Annotated in this window: 22 protein-coding genes; 10 read left to right on the top strand and 12 right to left on the bottom strand. The window is 73.4% G+C overall.

Annotated elements, in window-relative coordinates:
- The first annotated feature begins 1 nt into the window (after nt 1).
- The 3 genes from ABEA53_RS05170 to ABEA53_RS05160 all read left to right on the top strand — a co-directional run bounded on the left by ABEA53_RS05170 (nt 2) and on the right by ABEA53_RS05160 (nt 4,925).
- Nucleotides 2-2,482 (top strand): DEAD/DEAH box helicase, encoded by a 2,481-nt coding sequence (locus ABEA53_RS05170; RefSeq protein WP_345479951.1) that lies wholly within the window; start codon nt 2-4, stop codon nt 2,480-2,482.
- Nucleotides 2,483-2,609: 127 nt separating this feature from the next.
- Nucleotides 2,610-4,127: an apolipoprotein N-acyltransferase gene (gene lnt, locus ABEA53_RS05165; protein WP_345479950.1), complete on the top strand. Its 1,518-nt coding sequence runs from the start codon at nt 2,610-2,612 to the stop codon at nt 4,125-4,127.
- Nucleotides 4,128-4,142: 15 nt separating this feature from the next.
- Nucleotides 4,143-4,925 carry a DNA-formamidopyrimidine glycosylase family protein gene (locus ABEA53_RS05160; protein ID WP_345479949.1) on the top strand — a complete coding sequence of 261 codons (783 nt, stop codon included), beginning with the start codon at nt 4,143-4,145 and terminating at the stop codon, nt 4,923-4,925.
- A 60-nt stretch (nt 4,926-4,985) separates the two neighbouring features.
- Here the strand turns inward: ABEA53_RS05160 and ABEA53_RS05155 are convergent, their stop codons facing one another.
- The 4 genes from ABEA53_RS05155 to ABEA53_RS05140 form a co-directional block, all read right to left on the bottom strand.
- Nucleotides 4,986-5,357, bottom strand: a complete 372-nt coding sequence (locus tag ABEA53_RS05155) for an RNA polymerase-binding protein RbpA (protein ID WP_345479948.1) — start codon at nt 5,355-5,357, stop codon at nt 4,986-4,988.
- A 120-nt stretch (nt 5,358-5,477) separates the two neighbouring features.
- Nucleotides 5,478-6,203 (bottom strand): glycerophosphodiester phosphodiesterase family protein, encoded by a 726-nt coding sequence (locus ABEA53_RS05150; protein WP_345479946.1) that lies wholly within the window; start codon nt 6,201-6,203, stop codon nt 5,478-5,480.
- Nucleotides 6,200-7,228, bottom strand: a complete 1,029-nt coding sequence (locus tag ABEA53_RS05145; protein ID WP_345479945.1) for an SPFH domain-containing protein — start codon at nt 7,226-7,228, stop codon at nt 6,200-6,202. The genes ABEA53_RS05150 and ABEA53_RS05145 overlap by 4 nt, the downstream gene beginning before the upstream one ends.
- A complete protein-coding gene (locus ABEA53_RS05140) occupies nt 7,225-7,719 on the bottom strand; it encodes an NfeD family protein (RefSeq protein WP_345479943.1) in 495 nt (164 codons plus the stop codon). The genes ABEA53_RS05145 and ABEA53_RS05140 overlap by 4 nt, the downstream gene beginning before the upstream one ends.
- Before the next feature lie 74 nt (nt 7,720-7,793).
- Between ABEA53_RS05140 and ABEA53_RS05135 the strand changes: the two genes are divergently transcribed.
- Both ABEA53_RS05135 and ABEA53_RS05130 read left to right on the top strand, forming a co-directional pair.
- Nucleotides 7,794-8,573: an SDR family oxidoreductase gene (locus tag ABEA53_RS05135; RefSeq protein WP_345479941.1), complete on the top strand. Its 780-nt coding sequence runs from the start codon at nt 7,794-7,796 to the stop codon at nt 8,571-8,573.
- The gene (locus ABEA53_RS05130) at nt 8,573-9,031 is read left to right on the top strand and encodes an NUDIX hydrolase (RefSeq protein WP_345479940.1); all 459 of its coding nucleotides are present in this window, start codon (nt 8,573-8,575) and stop codon (nt 9,029-9,031) included. The genes ABEA53_RS05135 and ABEA53_RS05130 overlap by 1 nt, the downstream gene beginning before the upstream one ends.
- A 40-nt stretch (nt 9,032-9,071) precedes the next feature.
- Here ABEA53_RS05130 and ABEA53_RS05125 read toward each other — a convergent pair whose 3' ends face one another.
- Nucleotides 9,072-10,919, bottom strand: a complete 1,848-nt coding sequence (locus ABEA53_RS05125; protein ID WP_345479939.1) for a glycoside hydrolase family 2 protein — start codon at nt 10,917-10,919, stop codon at nt 9,072-9,074.
- A 102-nt stretch (nt 10,920-11,021) separates the two neighbouring features.
- Here ABEA53_RS05125 and ABEA53_RS05120 point away from each other — a divergent pair, with 102 nt between their 5' ends.
- The gene (locus ABEA53_RS05120; RefSeq protein WP_345479938.1) at nt 11,022-11,786 is read left to right on the top strand and encodes an EI24 domain-containing protein; all 765 of its coding nucleotides are present in this window, start codon (nt 11,022-11,024) and stop codon (nt 11,784-11,786) included.
- Here ABEA53_RS05120 and ABEA53_RS05115 read toward each other — a convergent pair.
- Together ABEA53_RS05115 and ABEA53_RS05110 are read right to left on the bottom strand one after the other, a co-directional pair.
- Entirely contained in the window at nt 11,783-13,336 is a 1,554-nt protein-coding gene (locus tag ABEA53_RS05115; protein ID WP_345479937.1) for a Na+/H+ antiporter, read from the bottom strand. The two genes, ABEA53_RS05120 and ABEA53_RS05115, sit on opposite strands and share 4 nt — an antisense overlap.
- Before the next feature lie 397 nt (nt 13,337-13,733).
- The gene (locus ABEA53_RS05110) at nt 13,734-14,960 is read right to left on the bottom strand and encodes a kynureninase (protein WP_425550598.1); all 1,227 of its coding nucleotides are present in this window, start codon (nt 14,958-14,960) and stop codon (nt 13,734-13,736) included.
- 146 nt (nt 14,961-15,106) lie between these two features.
- Between ABEA53_RS05110 and ABEA53_RS05105 the strand changes: the two genes are divergently transcribed.
- Nucleotides 15,107-15,580 (top strand): hypothetical protein, encoded by a 474-nt coding sequence (locus tag ABEA53_RS05105; RefSeq protein WP_345479934.1) that lies wholly within the window; start codon nt 15,107-15,109, stop codon nt 15,578-15,580.
- A gap of 1 nt (nt 15,581) precedes the next feature.
- Nucleotides 15,582-16,880, top strand: coding sequence for a YihY/virulence factor BrkB family protein (locus tag ABEA53_RS05100; protein WP_345479933.1), 1,299 nt, complete (start codon nt 15,582-15,584; stop codon nt 16,878-16,880).
- 120 nt (nt 16,881-17,000) lie between these two features.
- On the opposite strand, the gene ABEA53_RS05095 is transcribed toward ABEA53_RS05100, so the two are convergent.
- The 5 genes from ABEA53_RS05095 to ABEA53_RS05075 all read right to left on the bottom strand — a co-directional run bounded on the left by ABEA53_RS05095 (nt 17,001) and on the right by ABEA53_RS05075 (nt 20,767).
- Complete coding sequence (locus ABEA53_RS05095; RefSeq protein ID WP_345479932.1) at nt 17,001-17,174, bottom strand: hypothetical protein; 174 nt, start codon at nt 17,172-17,174, stop codon at nt 17,001-17,003.
- Nucleotides 17,175-17,325: 151 nt separating this feature from the next.
- Nucleotides 17,326-17,994, bottom strand: coding sequence for a dihydroxyacetone kinase phosphoryl donor subunit DhaM (gene dhaM / locus ABEA53_RS05090; protein ID WP_345479931.1), 669 nt, complete (start codon nt 17,992-17,994; stop codon nt 17,326-17,328).
- 3 nt (nt 17,995-17,997) lie between these two features.
- The gene (gene dhaL / locus ABEA53_RS05085) at nt 17,998-18,633 is read right to left on the bottom strand and encodes a dihydroxyacetone kinase subunit DhaL (RefSeq protein WP_345479930.1); all 636 of its coding nucleotides are present in this window, start codon (nt 18,631-18,633) and stop codon (nt 17,998-18,000) included.
- Between the two features lie 39 nt (nt 18,634-18,672).
- Complete coding sequence (gene dhaK / locus ABEA53_RS05080) at nt 18,673-19,674, bottom strand: dihydroxyacetone kinase subunit DhaK (RefSeq protein WP_345479929.1); 1,002 nt, start codon at nt 19,672-19,674, stop codon at nt 18,673-18,675.
- A 103-nt stretch (nt 19,675-19,777) separates the two neighbouring features.
- Complete coding sequence (locus ABEA53_RS05075; protein ID WP_425550597.1) at nt 19,778-20,767, bottom strand: sugar-binding transcriptional regulator; 990 nt, start codon at nt 20,765-20,767, stop codon at nt 19,778-19,780.
- A gap of 176 nt (nt 20,768-20,943) precedes the next feature.
- On the opposite strand from ABEA53_RS05075, the gene ABEA53_RS05070 reads away from it, so the two are divergent.
- Nucleotides 20,944-21,699: an MIP/aquaporin family protein gene (locus tag ABEA53_RS05070; protein WP_345479928.1), complete on the top strand. Its 756-nt coding sequence runs from the start codon at nt 20,944-20,946 to the stop codon at nt 21,697-21,699.
- A 53-nt stretch (nt 21,700-21,752) separates the two neighbouring features.
- Nucleotides 21,753-23,267, top strand: a complete 1,515-nt coding sequence (gene glpK / locus ABEA53_RS05065) for a glycerol kinase GlpK (RefSeq protein WP_345479927.1) — start codon at nt 21,753-21,755, stop codon at nt 23,265-23,267.
- Nucleotides 23,268-23,274: the final 7 nt, after the last annotated feature.

The following is a 23,274-nucleotide window of genomic DNA, read 5'->3' as shown; positions in this document are numbered from 1 at the left end:
GGTGGCTCGTAAACCGGTGGAGTCGTCTGCCGGAGCGGCTGTCCTGTCGCCATCCGAGCGATACGCCGCCTCCCGCATCCGTCAGGACCACCCCGCCGTCGAGGCGTTCCGCGCGCAGCTCTCGTTCGAGCTCGATCCGTTCCAGGTCGAGAGCTGCGTCGCGCTGGAGGACGGGGACGGCGTGCTCGTCGCCGCGCCGACCGGCGCCGGCAAGACGATCGTCGCCGAGTTCGCGGTGTACCTCGCGATGGCGTCCGTGCGCGACAAGGTCTTCTACACGGCGCCGATGAAGGCGCTGTCGAACCAGAAGTACAACGAGCTCGTCGACGTCTACGGCCCCGACGACGTCGGGCTGCTCACCGGCGACACCGCGGTGAACCCGCGCGCCCGGGTGGTCGTGATGACCACCGAGGTGCTGCGCAACATGCTCTACGCGGGCAGCGACCTGCTGAAGGACCTCTCGTTCGTGATCATGGACGAGGTCCACTACCTCGCCGACCGGTTCCGAGGGGCGGTGTGGGAGGAGGTGATCATCCACCTCCCGCAGACCGTGCGCCTCGTCTCCCTCTCCGCGACGGTGTCGAACGCGGAGGAGTTCGGCGACTGGCTGCAGGCCGTGCGCGGTCGCACGCGGGTGATCGTGTCGGAGGAGCGGCCGGTGCCGCTCGAGCAGCACGTCCTGATGCGCTCGAAGCTGGTCGACCTGTTCGACGCGACGCAGTCCGCCTCCGGCGGCACGCCCCGGGTGAACCCCGAGCTGCTGCAGATGTCCCGCTACGGCGGCCGCACGATCTCGTCGCGGCAGATGCAGGACGTCGGCCGGCGCCACAGCAAGGGCGGCGCGCCCCGCGGCTTCACGATGCAGCGCAGCGACCTCGTCGAGCTGCTCGGCGAGCAGAACCTGCTGCCCGCGATCTTCTTCGTCTTCAGCCGTGCCGGCTGCGACGGCGCCGTGCGGCAGGCGATGCGCGACGGCGTGCGCCTCACCGAGGGCTGGGAGCGCCAGGAGATCCGCGCGATCGTGGAGGAGCGCTGCCGAACCCTGCTCGACGAGGACCTCGCCGTGCTCGGCTACTGGGAGTGGCTCGAGGGCCTCGAGCGCGGCGTCGCCGCGCACCACGCCGGGCTGCTGCCCGCCTTCAAGGAGGTCGTGGAGGAGCTGTTCCAGCGCAAGCTGCTGAAGGTCGTGTTCGCGACCGAGACCCTCGCCCTCGGCATCAACATGCCCGCGCGCACGGTCGTGCTCGAGAAGCTCGAGAAGTTCAACGGCGAGGCCCGCGTGCCGATCACGCCGGGGGAGTACACCCAGCTCACCGGCCGCGCCGGCCGTCGCGGCATCGACGTCGAGGGCCACAGCGTCATCTGCTGGCAGGAGGGGCTCGACCCGCAGGCCGTCGCCTCGCTCGCCTCCCGGCGCTCCTACCCGCTGAACTCCTCGTTCAAGCCGACCTACAACATGGCGGTCAACCTCATCGAGCGGTTCGGGCGCGAGCGCACCCGCACGATCCTGGAGTCCTCCTTCGCGCAGTACCAGGCCGACCGGGCGGTCGTCGACCTCGCCCGCAAGGTGCGGCAGCAGGAGGAGTCGCTCGTCGGGTACGAGAAGGCGATGCGCGACGACACCGGCGCGTCCGGCGACGTCACCGAGTACGCCGCGATCCGCCGCGAGATCAGCGACCTGGAGCGCGCGGGCGCGAAGCCCGGCGACCAGACGGCGAAGCAGCGCGAGCGGCGCCAGCGCGAGATCACCGACCTGCGCCGCCGGATGAAGACGCACCCCGCGCACACGTCGCCGCGGCGCGAGGAGCTGTCGCGCTGGGCGGAGCGCTGGTACCGGCTGAAGCGCCAGACGGAGCAGCTGCAGGGGCAGATCGCGACGCGCACCGGTGCGGTCGCGCGCATCTTCGACCGCGTGACCGAGGTGCTGCTCGAGGAGGGCTACCTCAAGGCGGACGACGAGGGCGAGGTCGTGCTGACGCAGCACGGGCGCGCCCTGTCCCGCATCTACGGCGACCGCGACTTGCTGCTGGCGGAGAGCCTGCGGCGCCAGGTCTGGAACGGGCTCGACGTGCCGGCGTTCGCCGCCCTCGCGACCGTGTTCGTCTTCGAGGCCCGCCGCGAGGAGGGCGCCGCCGACGAGCGCTGGCTGCCCAAGGGACCGTTCCGCGACGCCTGGAACCGCCTCGAGGGCCTCTGGGAGCGCCTCGACGACCTCGAGCGCTCGCACCGCCTGCCGGGCTCGAACCCGCCGTCCGTCGGGCTCTGCACCGCGATGTACCGCTGGGCGCGCGGCGGCGCGCTCGACGCGGTGCTGCGCGAGGCGGACCTGCAGGCCGGCGACTTCGTGCGCTGGACCAAGCAGGTCATCGACCTGCTCGACCAGATCAGCCAGGTGGGCGAGGGGAAGACGGCGCGGACCGCCCAGCAGGCGATCGAGGCCATCCGGCGGGGGATCGTCGCGTACTCGAGCATCGGCGCATGAGCACGCGGCAGCGCGGCCTCCGCGACGCGACCGTCGTCGGCGCATGACGGCGACGCTCCGCAGACCCGCGCCGCCGGCGCGCGCGGCCGCCCGTCCGATCCGTCTGCGCGGAGCCGCGGAGCTGCCGATGCCGCTCGCGCTGCTCGTCGCCGCGGTCAGCGGCCTCCTGCTCTCGTTCGCCTTCCCCTCCGCGAGCATCTGGGTGCTGCTGTTCCCCGGCGTCGGCGGCGCGCTGCTCGCGCTGCGCGGCCGCGGGTTCTGGTCGGGCGCCCTCGTCGGCCTGGTGTTCGGCGTCGTCTTCTGGTTCTCGCTCATCGACTTCGTCACGCTGTTCCTCGGCGTCGTGCCGCTGCTCGCGCTCGGCACCCTGGAGGCGCTGCTCGTCGCGGCCGGCTGCGGGCTGATCGCGGTGCTGCAGCACGCGACCGGACGGCTGTGGCCCACGGCGTTCGGGCGCCTGGTCGTCGTGCCCCCGCTCATCGCCGCGGCCTGGACGACGCGGGAGGTGGTCGCCGGCACCTGGCCCTACGGCGGGTTCAACTGGGGCACGGTCGCCCTCAGCCAGTCGATGTCGCCGTTCGCCTACCTCAGCGCCTGGTTCGGCACGACGGGCCTCAGCTTCGTGCTCGTCTGGCTGACCGCGATCGGCGTCGCGCTGACGACCGAGCCCCGCGGGCTCGGCGTCGGTCGCGCGCAGGCCGCGCTGCCCCGCGTGCTCGCGGCCGCCGTGGTGGCCGGGGCGCTCCTCGCCGTCCCGACCTTCCCCCTCACCGTGTCCGGCTCGATGCGCATCGCAGCGGTCCAGCCGAACACCCACGCGGGCTACTTCGACCCGCTGTTCGACCCGGCGGCCAACCTCGCGAAGACCGTGCAGGCGACGGGACCGGCGCTCGGCAAGGAGGTCGACCTGGTCGTCTGGCCCGAGGGCGCCGCGATGTACGACCCGACCCGGGAGGCGAACGTGCAGCAGCAGCTGCAGTTCGTGTCGCAGGCCGTGGGCGCGCCCCTGCTCGCGGGCGCGATCACCGAGCGCCAGGGCGTCACCTACAACTCGTCGGTGCTCTGGACGCCGAATCAGGGGATCACCGACCTGTACGACAAGGTGCGGCCCGTGCCGTTCGGCGAGTACGTGCCGGACCGGAAGTTCTGGACGCCCTTCGCACCCGACCTGCTGAAGCTCGTCGGGCGCGACTACACGCCCGGCACCCGCTCCTCGGTGATGGACGTCGGCCGCGTGCCGGTCGGCGTGAACATCTGCTTCGACGTCATCGACGACGGCCTCATCCTGGGCTCGGTCGCGGACGGCGCCCAGGTGCTCGTCGCGCAGACGAACAACGCCGACTTCGGGCACACCGAGGAGAACGAGCAGCAGCTCGGCATCGCCCGCCTCCGGGCGATCGAGTCCGGCCGGTCGCTGGTCAGCGATTCGACCGTCGCCTCGACGACCGCGATCGGGCCGGACGGGCGCACGCTCGCCGCGGCGGAGCCGTTCACGACGCAGACGATCGTCGTCGACGTGCCGCTCGCGACGGGGATCACCCCGGCGGTGGCGTTCGGCGTGCCGCTCGGCGCCACCATCGCGCTGCTCGGCGGGATCCTGCCGCTGCTGCTCGCGCTGCTGGCCCGGCCGCTGCGCCGCCGGTGACCCGGGCACGGCGCGGTGCCTGAGGGCGACTCCGTCTTCCGGGTGGCGGTCCGCCTCCGCGCCGCGCTCGACGGGGCGACGCTGGCCGCGGGCGAGCTGCGGGTGCCGCAGCACGCCCGCGCCGACCTCGCCGGTCGGCGGGTGCTCGGCCACGACACCTGGGGCAAGCACCTGCTGCAGCGCTTCTCCGGCGGCCTGACGCTGCACAGCCACCTGCGCCTCGACGGCACGTGGACCGTGACCCGGGAGGGCCGCGCCGTGCCCAGGCGGGTGCAGCCCGACGTGCGGATCCGGCTCGCGACCACCGGGGGAGTGACCGCGTGGGGCGTCGCGATCCCGATCGTCGAGCTCGTCGAGACCCGGCAGGAGGCGGACGTGGTCGGCTTCCTCGGTCCCGACCCGCTCCGTGCGGACTGGGACGAGGCGGAGGCCGTCCGGCGGGTCGCGTCCGATCCCGGCCGCCCGGTGCTCGAGGCCCTCCGCGATCAGCGGAACCTCGCGGGTCTCGGCAACCTGTGGGTGAACGAGGTCTGCTTCCTCCGCGGCGTCCATCCCGACCGCCCGGTCCGGGAGGTCGCGCTGGAACCGCTCGTGCGGCTCGCGGCGCGCATGCTGCTGCACTCCGCCACCCACCCCGACGCGTACCAGATCACCACAGGCGACCGGCGGCGGGGGAGCACCCACTGGGTCGTGGGCCGGGCGTCCCGACCCTGCCTCCGGTGCGGCACCCTCGTGGTCGGCCGGGGCGTCCACCCCGGCCGCACCTACTGGTGTCCGCACTGCCAACCGCCGCCGTGAGCGACGACGGGCCCCGCCCTCGGAAGAGGACGGGGCCCGTCGAGCGGAGCCGGCCTGCGCTCAGCTCGCCTTCTTGTCGGTCGTCTTGCCGCGGCGCGCGCGCAGGTACTGCAGGCGCTCCTCCAGCAGCTCCTCGAGCTCGGCGCGCGTGCGCCGCTCGAGCAGCATGTCCCAGTGCGTTCGCGCCGGCTTCTCCACCTTGACGGTGTGCGCCGCGAGCGAGCCGTCCTCCTCGAGCAGCTGGCCCTCCATGCCCGACTTCGGGCTGGTCCACCGCTCCGGGATCTCGGCCTCGGCCGCGAACGTGACCGAGAACGTGCTCCCGTCGGTGGCCCGGTACTCCCGGACCTGCCGCTCCGAGAAGACGACGCCCTCCTCGCTCTGCAGGCTCTGCCCGCCGAGCCGCATTCCGCGCAGACTGCGATCAGCCATTCGATACCCCTCTCCCCGCATCCGGTATAACGGGCGTTCGGAGTCGGGGATTCCCCGGGGGGTGTTTCCTCAGAACCTTCCCAGAGCGCTGTTCACTTCCGGTGCAGCCGGTGCATTCGATCAGCGCAGCGCGTCGCGGGCGAGGTCGGCCCGGTCGGTGACGACGCCGTCGGCGCCCCGGGCGACGAGCTCGCGCATGCGGATCGGGTCGTTCACCACCCAGAAGTGCACCTCGACGCCGGCGCGGTGCATCGCCGCGATGCTCCACGGCGCAGCGAGGTCGGTGCCGGCCGCGCGCTCCGGGATCTGCAGGGCGTCGACGCCGCGCAGCGCGGACCGGGTGAGGCCCGGGGCGCGCAGGCGCAGGCCGGCCACGACGCCGGCGACGCCGTCGGCGGAGGCGGAGGTCGCCGCGGTCGGCACGAGGCGCAGCACCGCGCGCCGACGGCGTCGCGAGAAGGAGGTGAGGAGCACGCGGGAGGCCGCGGCCGCCCCGGCGACGGCCGCCGCGGTCGGAGCGACGGCGTCGGCGTGCTTCAGGTCGATGTTGAACCGCGCGTCGGGCAGCGCCGCCAGCGCCTCCGCGAGCGTCGCGACCCGGGGCAGTGCCTCGCGCAGCGCCGCGAGCGGCAGGTCGGCGACGGCGCGGCCGTCGGTCAGCTCGGGGTCGTGCACGAGCACCGCAGCCCCGTCGGCCGTCGCGCGCACGTCGGTCTCCAGGTGCGTCGCGCCGGCCGCCAGCGCGGCGCGGAAGGCGTCGACGGAGTTCTGCGGCGCGTCGAGCGCGAGGCCCCGGTGCGCGAGGATCCGGGGGAGCGGGCCGTCGAACCAGCCGGTCCGGCTCACCGGGGGTCGGTCGGCGGGGCGGGCTCCGCGGGGCGAGCCGGAGCGGGGGACGGCTGCGGCGGGCGCACGGAGGAGGGCGCGTCCTGCGCGGGCGAGGGAGCCGCGCCGCTCGACGCGCCGTGCGGTGCGGCCGGGCGCCCGAACGCCGCGCCGATGCCCTGCAGCGCGTCCGTGAGCTCGGAGGGGACGATCCAGAGCTTGTTCGACTGCCCCTCGGCGATCTTCGGGAGCGTCTGCAGGTACTGGTAGGCGAGCAGGGGGCCGTCGGGGTTCCCCGCGTGGATCGCCTCGAAGACCGTCTGGATCGCCTGGGCCTCGCCCTGGGCGCGCAGCACGCGGGCCTGCGCCTCGCCCTCCGCCTGGAGGATCTGCGACTGCCGCTCGCCCTCGGCCTGGAGGATCGCGGACTGCTTCGTGCCCTCGGCGGTGAGGATCTGCGCGCGGCGGCTGCGCTCGGCGCGCATCTGCTGCTCCATCGAGTCCTGGATGGACACGGGCGGCTCGATCGACTTCAGCTCGACGCGGTTGACGCGGATGCCCCACTTGCCGGTCGCCTCGTCGAGCACCACGCGCAGCTGCCCGTTGATGTTGTCGCGGCTGGTGAGCGCCTCCTCGAGGTTCAGCCCGCCGACCACGTTGCGCAGGGTGGTCGTCGTCAGCTGCTCGACGGCGACGAGGTAGTTCGCGATCTCGTAGGTCGCGGCGCGGGCGTCGGTGACCTGGAAGTAGACGACCGTGTCGATGGAGACCACGAGGTTGTCCTCGGTGATCACGGGCTGCGGCGGGAAGGAGACGACCTGCTCGCGCAGGTCGAGCAGCGGGCGGAGCCGGTCGATGAAGGGGACGAGCAGGTTCAGACCGGGCAGCAGCGTCTTGTGGTACCGGCCGAGCCGCTCCACCACCCCCGCCCGGGCCTGGGGCACCACCCGCACCGCCCTCGTCAGCACGACGATCACGAAGATGACGACGACGATCGCCAGCAGGATCAGGAACAGCTGGCCGAGGAATGCGCCTGCATCGGTCACGGGGTGTCTCCAGTTCCGGGGGTGGGTGCGGCCGCGGGAGCGACGACGGCGGTGGCGCCCTCGATCGCGACCACGGTGAGGCGGGCTCCGGTGCCCACCTCCGCGTGCTCGTGCGCGTCGTCGAGACGGGCGGTCCAGGTCTCGCCGTTCGCCAGTCGGGCGAACCCGGTGCCCTGCACGAAGGAGGCGGTCGCGCGGGCGCTCATGCCGGACAGCGCGTCGACGTTCGTGAGCGGGCGCTCCTTCCCGTGCACGAGCACCCGGTAGAGCAGCGGGCGCACGAGGAAGACGAGGACGGCGGAGAGCGCGGCCGCGGCGACGACCTGCAGCGGGGCGGACCAGCCGAGCAGCCAGGTGCCGAGGCCGCCGACGAGGCTGCCGGCCGCGATCATCATGAACACGAGGTTCAGGGTGAGCAGCTCCAGCACGATGGCGGCGACGACGATCACCAGCCAGAGGACCCACGTGTAGCTGAACAGATCGGGGAACACGCGCGCACTCCTGGGGCTCGGACTCGAACCGTAGCATCGAGGCCGTTGCGGCACGAGCGATAGGGTCCTCGATCGTGACCGACGCCGAGACCGACCTCGTTCCTCCGCGCAACCGCGCCCTGATCACGGGTTCCTCCCGGGGGATCGGCGCCGACACGGCCGTGCTCCTGGCCCAGCGCGGCTTCGACGTCGTCGTCAACTACCGCGACGAGCGCAAGGCGCGACGCGCGGAGCAGACGGCCGAGAAGGTGCGGGCCGCCGGCGGGGAGTCCTTCGCCGTGCGCGCGGACCTGACCGACGGCGAAGCGGTCGAGGAGATGTTCCGCGCGGTCGTGCGCGAGTGGGGCGGGCTCGACCTGCTCGTGCTCAACGCCTCGGGCGGCATGGAGTCCGGTGCCGCCGAGGACTACGCCCTGCAGCTGAACCGCGACGCGCAGGTGCGGGTGCTCGAGGCCGCGGTGCCGCTGATGGACCCGGGGTCGCGGGTGGTCTTCGTGACGAGCCACCAGGCGCACTTCATCCGCACGACGCCGACGATGCCCGAGTACGAGCCCGTCGCGCGCAGCAAGCGGGCGGGCGAGGACGCGCTGCGCGCCCGCGTCCCGGCGCTCGACGAGCAGGAGATCGGCTTCGTCGTCGTCTCCGGCGACATGATCGAGGGCACCGCGACCGCCCTGATCCTGAACCGGGCGAGCCCGGGCGCGCTCGACGCGCGGCGGGAGGCGGCGGGCCGCCTCTACAACGTGCAGGAGTTCGCGGCGGAGATCGCCGACGCGGCCGTCGCGCCGATCCCGTCGGACCGCACGCGCCTCGTCGGCGACGTGTCGAGCTTCGCGCCGATCCCGGGGGAGTAGTGGTCGCCGAGCGCTCCACCTCCCGTCTGGTCGTCGCGGATCGCGACGACCGGGTGCTGCTGTTCCTCACCTACGGCGTGGATCACGCGGTGCCGCCGCGCTGGATCACGCCGGGCGGCGGCGTCGACCCGGGCGAGGACTTCGCCGCGGCCGGCGTCCGCGAGCTGCGGGAGGAGACCGGTCTCGTCGTCGAGTCCGTGGGGGAGCCGTTCGCGGTGGTCGACCTCTCGGTGAATGCGGACTGGCACCCCTACGAGCTCGGGCACTGGGCCTGGTTCTCGATCCGCACCGACCGGTTCGAGCCGAGCGACGCGGGCTGGATGCCCGACGAGCGCGAGGACATCGTCGCCTCGCGCTGGTGGGGCGTGGACGAGCTCGAGGCGTCGGGCGAGGTCTTCGAGCCGGCCGACCTGCCCGCGCTGATCCGGACGGGCCTGCACCGGCTCGAGGGCCGCTAGCCCTCCGCCGGGCGCTGCCCGCCCGGTACGCGCGCTCGGCTCATCGCTCCTCGGGCCGACCGGTGATGATCGCGCGGAGCACGGGCATCGGCAGCTTCGGCCGGCGGTCCTCGGTGAGCAGCCCGTTCGCCTCCTGCAGCGTGTCCGTCAGCTGCGTGTAGCAGAAGCCCGCGAGCACCTCGCTGTCCTGCACGGCCCCCATCAGGCCCGCGAGCCGCTCGCGGAAGTCGTCGGCGGAGGTCGCGATCGAGTAGCCCCACGCGTCCTCGGCGGCGGCACCCGGGGTGAACCGGATGCCGCCGAACTCGGTGAGCATCAGGGGCGCGTCCGGGCGCTGCCGGTCGTCGACGACCATGCGGCGCCCGGCCGGGCCGAGGCCGGCGAGCAGCCGCTCGGCCGCATCGGGTCTCGCGTAGCGCCGACGGACGACCTCCGGCCGCCACTCGTAGTCGTGCACGCTCAGCACGTCGGAGTCGACGTGCTCCCAGCCGTCGTTGGAGACGACCGGTCGCGTCGGGTCGATCGCGCGGGTCAGGTCGACGAGGGCGCGGGCGTAGGCGCGCTGCGCGGGGGAGTGCGCGAGGTGCTGCACGCCCCAGCTCTCGTTGAGCGGCACCCAGGTGACGATCGCGGGGTGCGACCGGTCGCGGTCGAGCACCTCGAGCCACTCCCTGGTCATCCGCGTCACGGCGGTCGGCGAGAACTCGTAGGCGCCGGGCGTCTCGGACCACACCATCAGGCCCAGGCGGTCCGCCCAGTACAGGAAGCGCGGGTCCTCGAACTTCTGGTGCAGGCGGGCGGCGTTGAAGCCGAGCTCCTTGATCAGCCGCACCTCGGCCTCGATCGCGCCCTCGGACGGCGCCGCGAGGTGCGACTCGGGCCAGTACCCCTGCTCGAGCACGGAGCGCACGTACACGTCGCGGTCGTTCAGCAGGAAGCGGCCGCGGCCGACCGCCGTGCTGCGCAGGCCGAGGTAGGAGGAGACGACGTCCCGCCCGCCGTCGGGCGCGGCGACGACCACGGTCGCGTCGACGAGCGCGGGGTGCTCGGGCGACCAGAGGAGCTCCTCGTAGCCCTGCCCGTTCTCCTGCTCGGGCAGGGTGACGACCGCCGAGAACCGGTCGCGCCCCGCGGGCACCTCGACGGCCCCGATCCTGCGGCCGTCGTGCTCGAGCACGATCGAGCAGGTGGTGCCCTCCGCCGGCACCCGGTTCAGCACGACCTCGGCGCGCACCGTCGCCGCGGCCAGGTCGGCGGCCCAGTGCACGCTGGTCAGGGCCGTGTCCGGCACCGCCTCCAGCCACACGGGCTGCCAGACGCCGGTGGTGCGGTGGTACCAGATCACGTGCGGGTCGCGGTGCCAGTCCTGCTTGCCCCGGGGCTGGCCGACGTCGAGCGGGTCGTCCTCGACCCGGACCGTGATCGTGAAGCGGTCGCCCGAACGCGCGGCGTCGGCGACGTCGAAGGAGAACGGCGTGTGGCCGCCCTCGTGGCGGCCGAGCAGCCGGCCGTCGAGCCACACCTCGGCGCGGAAGTCGACGGCGGCGAAGTGCAGCAGCAGGCGCCCCTCGCGGGAGGCGAAGCCCGCCGCCGCGAGGTCGGCGGCCGTCAGCTCGCGGCGGTACCAGACGACGCGGTGGAAGCCCGTCTCGCCGATGCCCGAGCTCGCCGACTCGAAGGGGAAGGGCACCTGGATGACCCGTTCGCCGGCGCCCAGGTCGGATCGGTCCTGCCAGCCCGCGGCGCGTCCCTCGTCCGCGTCGTCGAACGCGAAGCCCCACGGACCGCTCAGGTCGGCCCAGTCGCGGCGCACCAGCTGCGGCCGGGGTCGCGAGCCGCCGATCCGCGAGGCGCGGGGGACGTCGGGGAGTGCGTCGTCGGACTGCATGGTCCCAGTGTGGAGCGTGCTCCCTCGGTCCGCTCCGTGCCCGCGGAACCCGTCGACGACGGCTCGCGGCGCAGGCGGGACCGCACGGAGGAGGATCGGGACGTGCACGAGTTCCTGCGCGGGGTCGGCGACCTCGGTCGCGGCTTCCGCCTGTGGGGGAGCAGCCCCCGCCTGATGCTGCTCGGCGCCCTGCCGGCGGTCGTCGTCGGCGCCGTGTGGGTCGGGCTGCTCGTCGCGCTCGTCACCTCCCTCGAGGGGATCGCGGCCTGGGCGACGGGATTCGCTGCGGGCTGGGCCGACCCGCTGCGCGCCACGGTCCGCGTCGCCGCCGGGCTCGCGATCCTCGTGCTCGCCGTGGTCGTCGGCGCGCTGTCCTTCACCGCGGTCGTGCTGACCGTGGGGGACCCGTTCTACGAGCGGATCAGCCGTCGCGTCGAGCAGCGCCTCGGCGACGCGCCGGAGGAGCGCGACGAGCCGGTGCTCCGCGGGCTGCTGCGCGCTGCGCGCGACGGGCTCGCCCTGCTCGTCGCCTCGGTCGGCGTCGGCCTCGCCGCGTTCCTGCTCGGCCTGATCCCGCTGGTCGGGCCGCTCGTCGGCGGCGCGTTCGGCGCCGTCGTCGGCGGCTGGTTCCTCGCGGTCGAGCTCACGGGCACGCCCTTCGACGCGCGAGGCCTGCACCTCCGCGAGCGCCGTCGGCGGCTGCGCGGCCTGCGGGCCCGCGCGCTGGGGTTCGGCGTCGCCACCTGGGTGCTGTTCCTCGTCCCGCTCGGGGCGATCGTCGCGATGCCCGCGGCCGTCGGGGGAGCCACCCTGCTCACCCGCGCCGCGCTCGAACGGCGGCCCGAGGCGGGCGCGGCGACCGGCTAGTCCTCGGCCGCGAGCCGGACCTCCTCCAGATCGAGCCGGGACTGGATGCGGCGCAGCACGATGTCGTCGATGCGCTTCTCGTCGCGGAGCCGCAGCAGCACCTGGCGCTTGCGCCGGACCAGCGCGAGCCGGAGGTTCGCGTAGTCCGCCGCCGCCTGCTGGTCCTCGTCGAGCTCGTCGTCCTCACCGCTCTCGAGCGACCGCAGCTGCACCTCGAGCTCGTCGCGGCTGCGCTGCACGGCGTGGTCACCGGCGTCGACGTCACCGGCCAGTCCGTCGAGCGACTCGAGCGCCTCCTCCGTGGCGGTCGTCTCCGCCTCCAGCAGCTCCCGCTCGACGGCCTCGTCGGGCGGCAGCTGCGCCCGCCGCAGCACGAGGGGGAGCACCAGCCCCTGCAGCACGAGCGTGACCGCGATGACGCCGGCCGTGACGAACACGACGAGGGCGCGGTCGGGGAAGCGGTCGCCCCCGTCCACCAGCCTCGGCACGGACAGCGCAGCCGCCAGCGAGACCGCCCCGCGGAACCCCGCCGTGCTCATGACGAGCCGCATCCGGTTCGTCATGAGGGCCGCGCGCCGCTCGGGCGTGCGCTCGAGCAGCCGCAGCACCCCGCCGGTGCCGAAGAAGAAGCCGAAGCGCACCGCCACGACGGCGACGGTGACGACGGCCACCCCGAGCAGCCCGACGACGAGCTGTCCCGGCCGCAGGTCGCGCACGGAGACCTGCAGCTCGATGCCGACGAGCACGAACAGGGCGCCGTTCAGCAGGTAGGTCGCCAGGGTCCAGAACGCGTTCATCTGCGTGCGGGTGTCCGCACCGGCGATGCGGGGGCCGATCTGGCTCATCGCGAGGCCGCAGATCACGACCGCCAGCACGCCGGAGGCCCCGACGACCTCCGCGACCAGGTACGCCGTGAAGGGGGAGAGGAGGGAGACGACGTTCTCCTCGAGCGCGTCGTCCATGCGCTTGCGCACCTGCGTCGCCACCCAGGCCACCGCGACGCCGATCGCGATGCCCCCGCCGTAGGACAGCAGCAGCTGGCCGCCGACCCCGACGGCCGTGATCGCCATCCCGTGCGCGGAGACGCCGATCGCCAGGGCGAGGATCACGAGGGCGGTGCCGTCGTTGACGAGGCTCTCCGCGCGGAGCGTCGTGAGCGTGCGGCGAGGCATGCCGCCGGCCAGCGCGGCCGTGGCAGTCGCGTCCGTCGGCGCGACCGCCGCACCCAGCACCCAGGCCGCACCCCAGTCGAGCCCGACCGCGTGCGCCACGACGGCGACGACGGCCGCGGTGAGGACGACGAGCAGCGTGCTGGTCAGCACCACGCTCCGCAGGTTCGACCTGATCTCCCGCAGCGACGTCGTGAGGCTCTCCCAGTAGAGCAGCGCCGGCAGGAACAGCAGCAGGACGACCTCCGGCGGCAGCTCCACCTCCCGCAGCAGCGGCACGAAGCCGAGCGCCGCGCCGGCGATCAGCAGCAGGATCGGCGCGGCCACGTGGACGCGGCGTGCGAGGACGCCGACGGCCAGCACGACGGCGCCGAGGATCACGACGAGTTCGAGTCCGAGCAGGAGGGACCTCTGGAGGTTCGGGGGAGCAGGGGCGGCCGCGGCTGCGGCGCCCGCGGACGGCCTGACAGTCTGCCTTCGATCTCCTGTGGCTCGAACCGCATCGGCCTCCTGCGCAGCGACCTCGGAGGCGCCGTGGGGTCGCCGTCGATGCAGGCGCCGCATCCCGTGCAGCAGGAGGCCGACCCGCGCGGTCACGCCCGGACCGGCACCGTTCCACGTCTTCGATGCGGCGCACGATCCGGGGCCGCCGCAGACCGTCCGCCGACTCGACCTGACATAAGGGACATTATGGGCTCGACGTCAGGAGCGGGGTTCAGTGGCGCCGATAATGCACATTATGTCAGCTCGGGCGGAATCGGCCCGGGCGGACCCGCGGTCAGCCCGCCTGCACCAGCTCCTCGCGGACCGCCTGCAGACCGAGCTCGAGCTCCTCGAACGACGTGCTGAGCGGCGACAGCCCGATGCGCAGCCCGTCGGGCCGGCGGAAGTCGGGCACGACGCCGCGGGCGTGCAGCCGCGGCAGCATCGCCTCGAACGCCGGGTGGTCGAAGGTGACGTGGGAGCCGCGCCGCTGCGGGTCCCGCGGGCTGGCGAAGCGGGCGCCGAGCGGCGCGAGCTCGGCGTCGTAGCGGTCGACCGCGTACGCCGTGAGGCGCTCCGACTTCGCGCGCACCGCGTCGATGCCCACCTCGTCGAGCAGCGACAGCATGTCCGCCAGCGGCTGCATGGCGAGGATCGACGGCGTGCCGGAGAGGAACCGCCGGATGCCGGGATCCGCGACGTACCGCTCCCCCATGGCGAACGGCTCCGCGGCGCCCATCCAGCCCTGGATCGGCTGCTGCAGCGACGGCAGCAGGCTGGCACGGGCGTACACGAACGCGGGCGCCCCCGGTCCGCCGTTCAGGTACTTGTAGCTGCAGCCGACGGCGAGGTCGACCTCCCACTCGTCGAGCCGCAGCGGGACCGCACCGGCGGAGTGGCTGAGGTCCCACACCGTGACGGCGCCGGCGGCATGGGCCGCCGCGGTGACGGCCGACACGTCGGTGATGTGGGCGGACCGGTAGGCGACGTGGCTCAGCACGACGGCCGCGGTGCGCGGCCCGACGGCGGCGGCCACCTGGTCCGCCTCCACTCCCCCGTCGTGCGGGGCCTCGAGCGGCACGAGCCGGAGGCCGAGCTCGTCGGCGACGCCCTGCAGCACGAACCGGTCGGTCGGGAAGTCCCCTCCGGCGAGGACGACCTCGTCGCGGTCGGGACGGAGCGCGACGGCGGCGCGCACCGCCTTGTAGAGCAGCACGCTCGTCGAGTCGCCGACGATCGTCTGCCCCGGGCCCGCGCCGAGCACGATGCGACCGAGGTCGTCGCCGAGCCGCTGCGGCTCCTCCATCCAGCCCTCGTCCCAGCCGCGGATGAGGCGGCCGCCCCACCGGTCGCGAGCGAGACCGGCGAGGCCCTCGGGAGTCCGGTCGAGCGGACGGCCGAGCGAGTTGCCGTCGAGGTAGGCCACCACCTCGGGCACGGCGAGGAAGCGCGAGCGGAAGGCGCTCAGCGGGTCCGCCTCGTCGAGCCGCCGCGCGTCGTCCACCGCCACCGCCTGCTGCACCCGCCAATCCTCGCCCATCGCCGCGCCGCGGACGCGTCCCGACCTCCATCCGGCTGCGCTGGGAGCGACGTGGAAGAAGGCTGAAGGATCGCCAGGCTCGCAGTGAGGAGCGCCCACGATGAGGGGAGCCAAGAGGAGGCAGACACATGCGAGGAAAGCTGTTGTTCGTGGCGGGCATCGCCGCCGGGTACGTCATCGGCGCCCGTGCCGGACGCCCCGCCTACGACGCCATCACGGACCGCGTGCAGGGGTTCCGCGAGAACCCGACCGTGCAGAAGGTCGGCGGCAAGGCCAAGGAGGCGATCGAGGACAAGGCGCCGAGCATCTCGGAGACCGTGTCGAAGGTCGCCGAGACCGCGACCGCCGCAGCGTCGGCCGCGGGCTCCGCCGGCACCGACTCGGAGGACTCCTCCGACAGCGGCTCGCCCGCCGCGGCGTCGACGCCGGAGGCCGTGCGCACCGGCTCGCCCGCCCCGACGCCGAGCCCCGCCCCGGCGCCGAGCCCCAAGCCGAGCGCTGCGCCGAAGGCCCCGGCCTCGTCGAAGACCGGCGGACCGGCGAACTCGTCCGGTGCCGCCTCCGGAGCCGAGGGCTCCTCCGCCCCCGGTTCGGCGGGCTGACGTGGCGACCCCCGAGCAGAAGGTCGGCGGCTTCCGCAGCGCGCGCTCCGGCGAGATGGCCACGGCGGCCGGCCTCTCGGTCGTCGCGGCCGGGGTCGTCGGGGCGGTCGCCGCGGCGGGCCATGCCGTCTCGCGCGACCCCGGGCGGTCGTGGCTCCCCCGCTCCAGAGCGGACGGCCGCGCCGAGCGCACCGCCGCCGGCACGACCGGTCGCGGCGGAACCGACGACGTCGCGCCGGGCAGGACGCCCTCCCCCGACGCGGGCTCGAAGCCCGAGGGGCCGGAGGACCTGCACAAGCGCACCTGGGTCTACACGCTGAAGAAGACCGCGAAGGAGTTCGGGTCCGACCAGTGCACCGACCTGGCCGCCGCGCTCGTCTACTACTCGGTGCTGGCGCTCGGTCCCGCGGTCATCGCGATCGTGTCGATCCTCGGCCTGCTCAGCCCGGACGCGGTGCAGCAGCTGACGGACCAGTTCCTGGCCCCCGTCAAGCAGAGCTCCCCCGGCGTCTACAACATCGTGACGCAGCTGATCACGAACGCGACGAAGACGCAGGGCGTGGGCATCGGCCTCGTCGTCGGCATCCTCGGCGCGCTGTGGTCCGCCTCGGGCTACGTCGGCGCGTTCGGCCGCGCGATGAACCGGATCTACAGCATCCCCGAGGGGCGACCCGTGTGGAAGCTGCGTCCGACGCAGCTGCTCGTCACCGTCATCCTGGTGGTGCTGGTCGTGCTCGGCGCGCTGATCCTCGTGTCGACCGGCCCGATCGTGAACCGCATCGCGGACGTCGTCGGCATCGGCGACGCGGCGCTGCTCGTGTTCCAGATCGTCAAATGGCCGATCCTCGTCGCGATCGCCATCGCGGCGATCGCGATCCTGTACTACTTCTCGCCCAACGTGAAGCAGCCCAAGTTCAAGTGGATGAGCGTCGGGTCCTTCCTGGCCCTGATCGTCTGGGGGCTGGCCACCGTCGCGCTCGGCGTCTACCTGTCCCTCTCGGGCGGCGGCAGCTACGCGAAGACCTACGGCGCGGTCGCCGGCGTCATCGTGTTCCTGCTGTGGCTCTGGATCACGAACCTCGTGCTGCTGTTCGGCGCGGAGTTCGACGCGGAGCTGGAGCGCGGCCGCGAGCTGCAGGCCGGCATCGCGGCGGAGGAGCAGATCCAGCTGCCGATGCGGGACACGCGCCAGTCGGACAAGAAGGAGAAGAAGCACGAGAAGGACGTGGAGCAGGCGCGAGAGCTGCGCATGTCCCGCGGCCAGGACGACGGCGAGAAGGACGACCGCACGAAGAACTGACCGCTCCCCCGCGGGGAGGACGCGAACGGCCGGCGCACGTCATCGTGCGCCGGCCGTCGGCGTTCAGCGGGTATCGGATGGAGGCGCCCGGGATGCGCCCCCACCCGGCTCGGGGTCGTCCTAGTGGACGACGGGCAGCGGGATCGCGCCGGTCATCGGCCGCCGATCGGCGACGAGACCGCGCTCGGCGCCCGCGGCGCGGCGGACCATCGGGCCGACGATCAGGGCGAGCGCCAGCGACGCCACGCACCAGGCGGTGATGCCGGCGAGGACGAGGACCAGAGTGGTGAGCACGGGGAGAGCGTGACAGGCGGCGGACCCCCAGATCGGGAGGCGCGCGGCGCGTCGCGGCTGGATCGTCGACCCCCCGAAAGGGGGCCACGACCACAGGTTCTCCTGCATCGCCGCGTGCGGCGTGGCGACCCTCGACTCGTGGTTGAACCCGCTATGCGGCCGGACCGCGCAGCAGCTCCGCCACCGCCGCCACGGCCTCGCCGGCCTGCGCGCCCTCGGCGCGCACGACCACCCGCTCGCCGTGCCGGAGGCCGAGCGCGATGACGCGCAGGAGGCTCGAGGCGTCCGCGCCGTTCACGGTGACGCGGGCGTCGAAGCGCGCGGCGAGCCGGACCAGCGCGGCTGCGGGCCGGGCGTGGAGCCCCTCCGGATCGGCGAGCGCGACGACCGCCTCCGCGGGGGCATCCGCCTCGGTCGCGGCCGGCGCCTCGGGCGCCGGCTCCGGTGCATCTCCGCCCGCGGCGCGGGCGACGGCGTCGAGGTCGGCGCCGGACTCGGCGGCGACCGCCGCGGCGACGCCGCCCTCCACGATCGGCACGTCGAGCACCCGCACTCCCCCGGCGGGCTCCTCGTCGAGCAGGTCGACCGCGGTCTCGGCGGTGAGGATCGCGGAGCCGAGGTCGCCGATCAGCAGCACGCCGCCACCCCGGTCGGCCTCGCCGATCGCGGCGAGCACGCGGTCGTAACTGGTGCCGATGCCGCCGTCGTCGGTGCCGCCGGCCGCGACCAGCGGCACGGTCGGCGCCATCTGCGCGGCGAGCTCGACCACCCCCTCGGCGATCCGGGCGCTGTGCGAGACGAAGACGAGTCCGACCGGCACGGCTCAGCCCTCCGCTGCGGTCGCCGCCGCGCGCAGCTGGTACGCGCTCGACTGCGCCCCCGGGTCCCGGTGCCCGACGGCGCGCTCCCCCAGGTAGCTCGCCCGGCCCTTGCGGGCGACGAGCGGATCCGTGGCCTCGGCCCCGGACTCCGCGGCCTCGGCCGCGGCGGACAGCACCGCCGACGCGTCGCCGCCGGCGTCGAGCGCGCCCTGCGCCGCGCGGACCGCGGGGTCCCAGGCGTCGATCATCGTCTTGTCGCCGGGCTCCGCCTTGCCGCGCAGCACCACGCCGTCGCGCGCGGCCGCGAGCAGCGCGACGACCGCAGCGGCGTCGAGGCGCTCCGCGTCGCCTGCCGCCTGCGCGCCCTTGAGGTACGCGGTGCCCAGCAGCGGCCCGGACGCGCCGCCGACCGTGGAGATGAGCGTGGTCGCCACGAGCTTCAGCACCGCCCCGGGCGTCTCCGGCGTCGCGTCGTCGAGCTTCGCCGCGACGGCGCGGAAGCCCCGATCGAGGTTCTCGCCGTGGTCGCCGTCACCGATGGCGCGGTCGAGGCCCGACAGCTCCGCCTTGTGCTCGGCGATCACCGCCGCGCTCCGCCGAACCCAGTCGATCGCCCAGTCCGTGCCCAGCGCTTCCACCCTGCTCCCTTCGTCGGTGCGGCCCGCTCGCCGACCCGGTCAGCGTCCCCAGCGGAGCGCCGCGGTCTCGACCGGGGCGTCGTAGAGCGCCTTCAGCTCGTCGTCCAGCTTCAGGAGCGTGATCGAGCAGCCCTGCATGTCCAGACTGGTCACGAAGTTCCCCACGAGGCTGCGTGAGATCTGGATGTTCCGTTCGCGGAGGATCGAGGCGGCGGCGTCGTAGACGATGTACAACTCCACGAGCGGCGTCGCGCCCATGCCGTTGACGAACAGCAGGACGTCGTCGGTGGAGGTGAACGGCAGGTCCTCGAGGATCGGCTCCATCAGCCGGGACACGAGGCCGTCGACCGGCTCCCACTCGATCCGCTCGCGGCCCGGCTCCCCGTGGATGCCGATGCCGATCTCGACCTCGTGGTCGCTGATGTCGAAGCTCGGCACGCCGGCGTGCGGCACGATCGGCGCGCTGAGGGCGAGCCCCATCGAGCGCACGTTCGCGTTCACCTTCCGCGCCACGGCGGCGACCGTCGTCAGGTCGTCGCCGCGCTCCGCAGCGGCGCCGGCGATCTTCTCGATCAGCACCGTGCCGGCGACACCGCGCCGGCCCGCGGTGTAGAGGCTGTCCTTGACCGCGACGTCGTCGTCGACGACGACCGTCTCGACGGCGATGTCCTCCGCCTGCGCGAGGTCCGCCGCGGTCTCGAAGTTCAGCACGTCGCCCGTGTAGTTCTTCACGATGTGGAGCACGCCCGCTCCCCCGTCGACGGCCTTCGTGGCCTCCAGGATCGGATCGGGCGTCGGTGACGTGAAGACGGGTCCCGGCACCGCGGCGTCGAGCATCCCGGGGCCGACGAAGCCGCCGTGCAGGGGCTCGTGGCCGCTGCCGCCGCCGGAGACCAGGCCGACCTTGCCCCGCACGGGCGCGTCCGCACGGACGACGAGGTCCGGATCGGACTGCACGCGCAGCAGACCGGGGTGGGCCGCGGCGAATCCCGCCAGGGCGTCCTGCACGACGGTCTGCGGATCGCGGATGAGCTTCTTCATCGAACCTCCAAGCACGTGCGCGGCGCGCTCGCGCCGCCGTGCCGCGAATCTAGACGCCGCGGGACGGAGCCGGCCCGACGCTGCACAATCGTGCAGGCGGGGCCTACTGCGCGAGCGCCCGGGCCAGCGGCTCGTCGATCACGAGGTCCGTCACGAGTCCCGCGGCGAGCGCGCCCCGCAGGCTCGGGAGCTTCGACAGTCCCGCGACGACGCAGATGCGGCGGGGGGCGCGGCGCAGCTGGTCGAGGTCGGGCCCGGATGCGCGGGCGTTGAGCGCGACGTCGCGCCAGGTGCCGTCGCCCCGGTAGAACACCGTCGCGACGTCGCCGACGACCCCGTCGTCGCTGAGCGACCGGTAGTCCTCCGGGTCGAGGTAGCCGCCGATGTAGACGTGGCTCGGCACCTCCGCGAACGGCGACCCCAGCCCGAACAGCGCGAGGTGCATCCCCTCCTGCACCTCGAGCACGCGCTTCATGCTGCGCTCCCGCCACAGCGCGCGCTTCGTCTCCGGGTCGTCGAAGAACGCGGGGACCGGGAACTGCTGCACGTGGGCGCCGTAGGCGCGACCGAAGCGGCGCAGGATCTCGCTCGCGTAGATGATCCCGGTCGTCCGGGTGTTGCCGGCGCCGTTCAGCTGCACGATCTCCGCGCCGCTCAGCGCCTTCGGCACGAGATGGCGGCTCACCGCGCTCATCGTGGAGCCCCAGGCGACGCCGAGCGTCATGTTCGAGTCGAAGAACCGGCCGAGGAGGCGCGCGGCCGACATCGCGACGCGCTCCAGCCGGTCGACGTCGCTCGTGTGGTCCGGCATCGGCACCAGGTGGACCGCGACCTCGTACCGGTCGCGCAGCATCGACGCGAGGTGCTCGGTCGACTCCTGCGGCGAGTGGATCTGGATGTCGACGAGGCCGGTCTCGCGGGCGTGGCTGAGCAGCCGCGACACCGAGGACCGGGAGGTGTGCAGCTCCCGCGCGATGGCCTCCATCGTCAGGTCCTGCATGTAGTAGAGGTGCGCCGCGGTCAGCGCCTGCTGGGCGCGCGTCGGTCCCCGCCCGGGTCCGTCGACCTCCTGGCGGAGCACGTCCGTGGCCACCGCGGTCCCTCCCGCCACCGGCTGCACGTCCGTTCCGCGCCGGTGCGCAGATGTGCCGGTCAGGGGCAACATAGCGGATGCACGCATGTGCAGTCTCGGCCGGACGGGGATGCGCACCACCTGGTCGCCGGGAGTACGTTCACAGCGATCCCGCCGGTGCGCCGGCGCAGAACTCGATGAAGAGGCAGGTGGCAGTGACTCCCTCAGTGGGCACGGAATTCCTATCGGAGCTGGTCGGCACGGCGATCCTGATCCTGCTCGGAGGCGGCGTCGTCGCGACGGCGATCCTCACCCGCAGCAAGGGGCTGGGCGGCGGGTGGCTGCTGATCACCGTCGGCTGGGGCCTCGCCGTCTTCGCCGGCGTCTCGGTCTCCTACGCCTCGGGCGCGCACCTGAACCCGGCGGTCACGGTCGGCCTGCTCGTCGCCGGCAAGTTCACGCAGGGCATCGGCGTCGCACTGCTCTACATCATCGCCCAGCTGCTCGGCGCGATGATCGGCGCGTTCCTCGTGTGGCTCACGTTCAAGAAGCACTTCGACGAGGAGACGGAGTCCGGCACGATCCTCGGCGTCTTCTCCACCGGCCCCGAGATCCGCTCCTACGGCTGGAACCTCGTCACCGAGATCGTCGGCACCTTCGTGCTGGTCTTCACGGTCATCGCCTTCACCAACGGGAAGACGCCCGCCGAGCTCGGGGCGATCCCCGTCGCCTTCATCGTCGTCGCGATCGGCGCCTCCCTCGGCGGTCCGACCGGCTACGCGATCAACCCGGCCCGCGACCTCGGTCCGCGCATCGTCCACGCCGTCCTGCCGATCCCGCACAAGGGCACCAGCGACTGGAGCTACGCGTGGGTCCCGATCGTCGGCCCGCTCGTCGGCGGAGCGCTCGCCGGCGCGCTGTCCTACCCGCTGCTGCCGATCCTCGCCGGCTGACCGGCCACCCCGTCCCGAACCCGCACGACCGAACCAGGAACGAAGGAGTCTCCATGGCGGACTACGTCCTCGCCATCGACCAGGGCACGACATCCACCCGCGCGATGGTCTTCGACCACGAGGGCAAGGTGGTCTCGACCGGCCAGCTCGAGCACCAGCAGATCTTCCCCAGGGCGGGATGGGTCGAGCACGACCCGATGGAGATCTGGCGCAACACCCGCGAGGTGATCGGCCAGGCGCTGTCCCGCGCCGACATCACCCGGCACGACATCGCCGCGGTCGGCATCACCAACCAGCGCGAGACCACGGTGGTGTGGGACCGCGCGACCGGGCAGCCGATCTACAACGCGATCGTCTGGCAGGACACCCGCACGCAGTCGATCGTCGACCGCTTCGCGGCGGACGGCGGGGTCGAGCGCTTCAAGGACACCGTGGGCCTGCCGCTGTCCACGTACTTCGCCGGCACGAAGATCGTCTGGATCCTCGAGAACGTCGACGGCGCCCGCGAGAAGGCCGCCGCCGGCGAGCTGATGTTCGGCACCACCGACACCTGGGTGCTCTGGAACCTCACCGGCGGCACCGACGGCGGCGTCCACGCCACCGACGTGACCAACGCCTCCCGCACCCTCTTCATGGACCTGAAGACGCTGTCCTGGGACGAGTCGATCCTCGACGTGTTCCAGGTGCCGAAGTCGATGCTGCCCGAGATCCGGAGCTCCTCCGAGGTCTACGGCACGGTCGAGTCGTCGAACCTGCTGCGCGAGGTGCCGATCGCCGGCATCCTCGGCGACCAGCAGGCCGCGACGTTCGGCCAGGTCGCGTTCGAGGTCGGCGAGGCCAAGAACACGTACGGCACCGGCAACTTCCTGATCTTCCCGACCGGCACCGAGATCGTGAAGAGCGACAACGGCCTGCTGACGACGATGGCGTACCGCCTGGGCGACGGCGAGCCGCACTACGCGCTCGAGGGCTCCGTCGCCGTGACCGGATCGCTGATCCAGTGGCTGCGCGACAACCTCGGCCTCATCGGCTCCGCTCCCGAGGTCGAGGCGCTCGCCAAGACGGTCGACGACAACGGCGGCGCGTACTTCGTGCCCGCGTTCTCGGGCCTGTTCGCGCCGTACTGGAGGTCGGAGGCGCGCGGCGCCCTCGTCGGCCTGACGCGGTTCGTGAACAAGGGCCACATCGCCCGCGCGGCCCTCGAGGCGACGGCCTTCCAGTCCAAGGAGGTGCTCGACGCCGTGAACGCGGACACCGGCGAGCCCCTGAAGGAGCTGAAGGTCGACGGCGGCATGGTCGCGAACGACACGCTCATGCAGTTCCAGGCCGACATCCTCGGCGTGCCGGTCGTGCGGCCGGTCGTCGCGGAGACCACCGCCCTCGGTGCCGCCTACGCGGCCGGGCTCGCGGTCGGGTTCTGGAAGGACTTCGACGACCTGCGCAAGAACTGGCAGGAGGACAAGCGCTGGGAGCCCTCGATGGACGAGGAGGAGCGGGCGCGCCAGTACCGCCTCTGGAAGAAGGCCGTCACGAAGACCTTCGACTGGGTCGACGAGGACGTGCAGTAGCACCACC

The sequence above is a fragment of the Amnibacterium soli genome (genome assembly GCF_039544415.1).
Lineage (GTDB): Bacteria > Actinomycetota > Actinomycetes > Actinomycetales > Microbacteriaceae > Amnibacterium > Amnibacterium soli.
The sequence above is the reverse complement of the archived record's forward strand: the minus strand, read 5'-3'. Positions and strand labels throughout refer to the sequence as shown.

What these genes read in the sequence shown, in the direction of transcription:
- lnt (WP_345479950.1), top strand. Translation starts at nt 2,610, where the DNA reads ATGCCGCTCGCGCTGCTCGTCGCCGCGGTCAGCGGCCTCCTGCTCTCG.
- ABEA53_RS05155 (WP_345479948.1), bottom strand. Translation starts at nt 5,357, where the DNA reads ATGGCTGATCGCAGTCTGCGCGGAATGCGGCTCGGCGGGCAGAGCCTG.
- ABEA53_RS05125 (WP_345479939.1), bottom strand. Translation starts at nt 10,919, where the DNA reads ATGCAGTCCGACGACGCACTCCCCGACGTCCCCCGCGCCTCGCGGATC.
- ABEA53_RS05105 (WP_345479934.1), top strand. Translation starts at nt 15,107, where the DNA reads ATGCGAGGAAAGCTGTTGTTCGTGGCGGGCATCGCCGCCGGGTACGTC.
- dhaK (WP_345479929.1), bottom strand. Translation starts at nt 19,674, where the DNA reads ATGAAGAAGCTCATCCGCGATCCGCAGACCGTCGTGCAGGACGCCCTG.
- ABEA53_RS05070 (WP_345479928.1), top strand. Translation starts at nt 20,944, where the DNA reads ATGAAGAGGCAGGTGGCAGTGACTCCCTCAGTGGGCACGGAATTCCTA.
- glpK (WP_345479927.1), top strand. Translation starts at nt 21,753, where the DNA reads ATGGCGGACTACGTCCTCGCCATCGACCAGGGCACGACATCCACCCGC.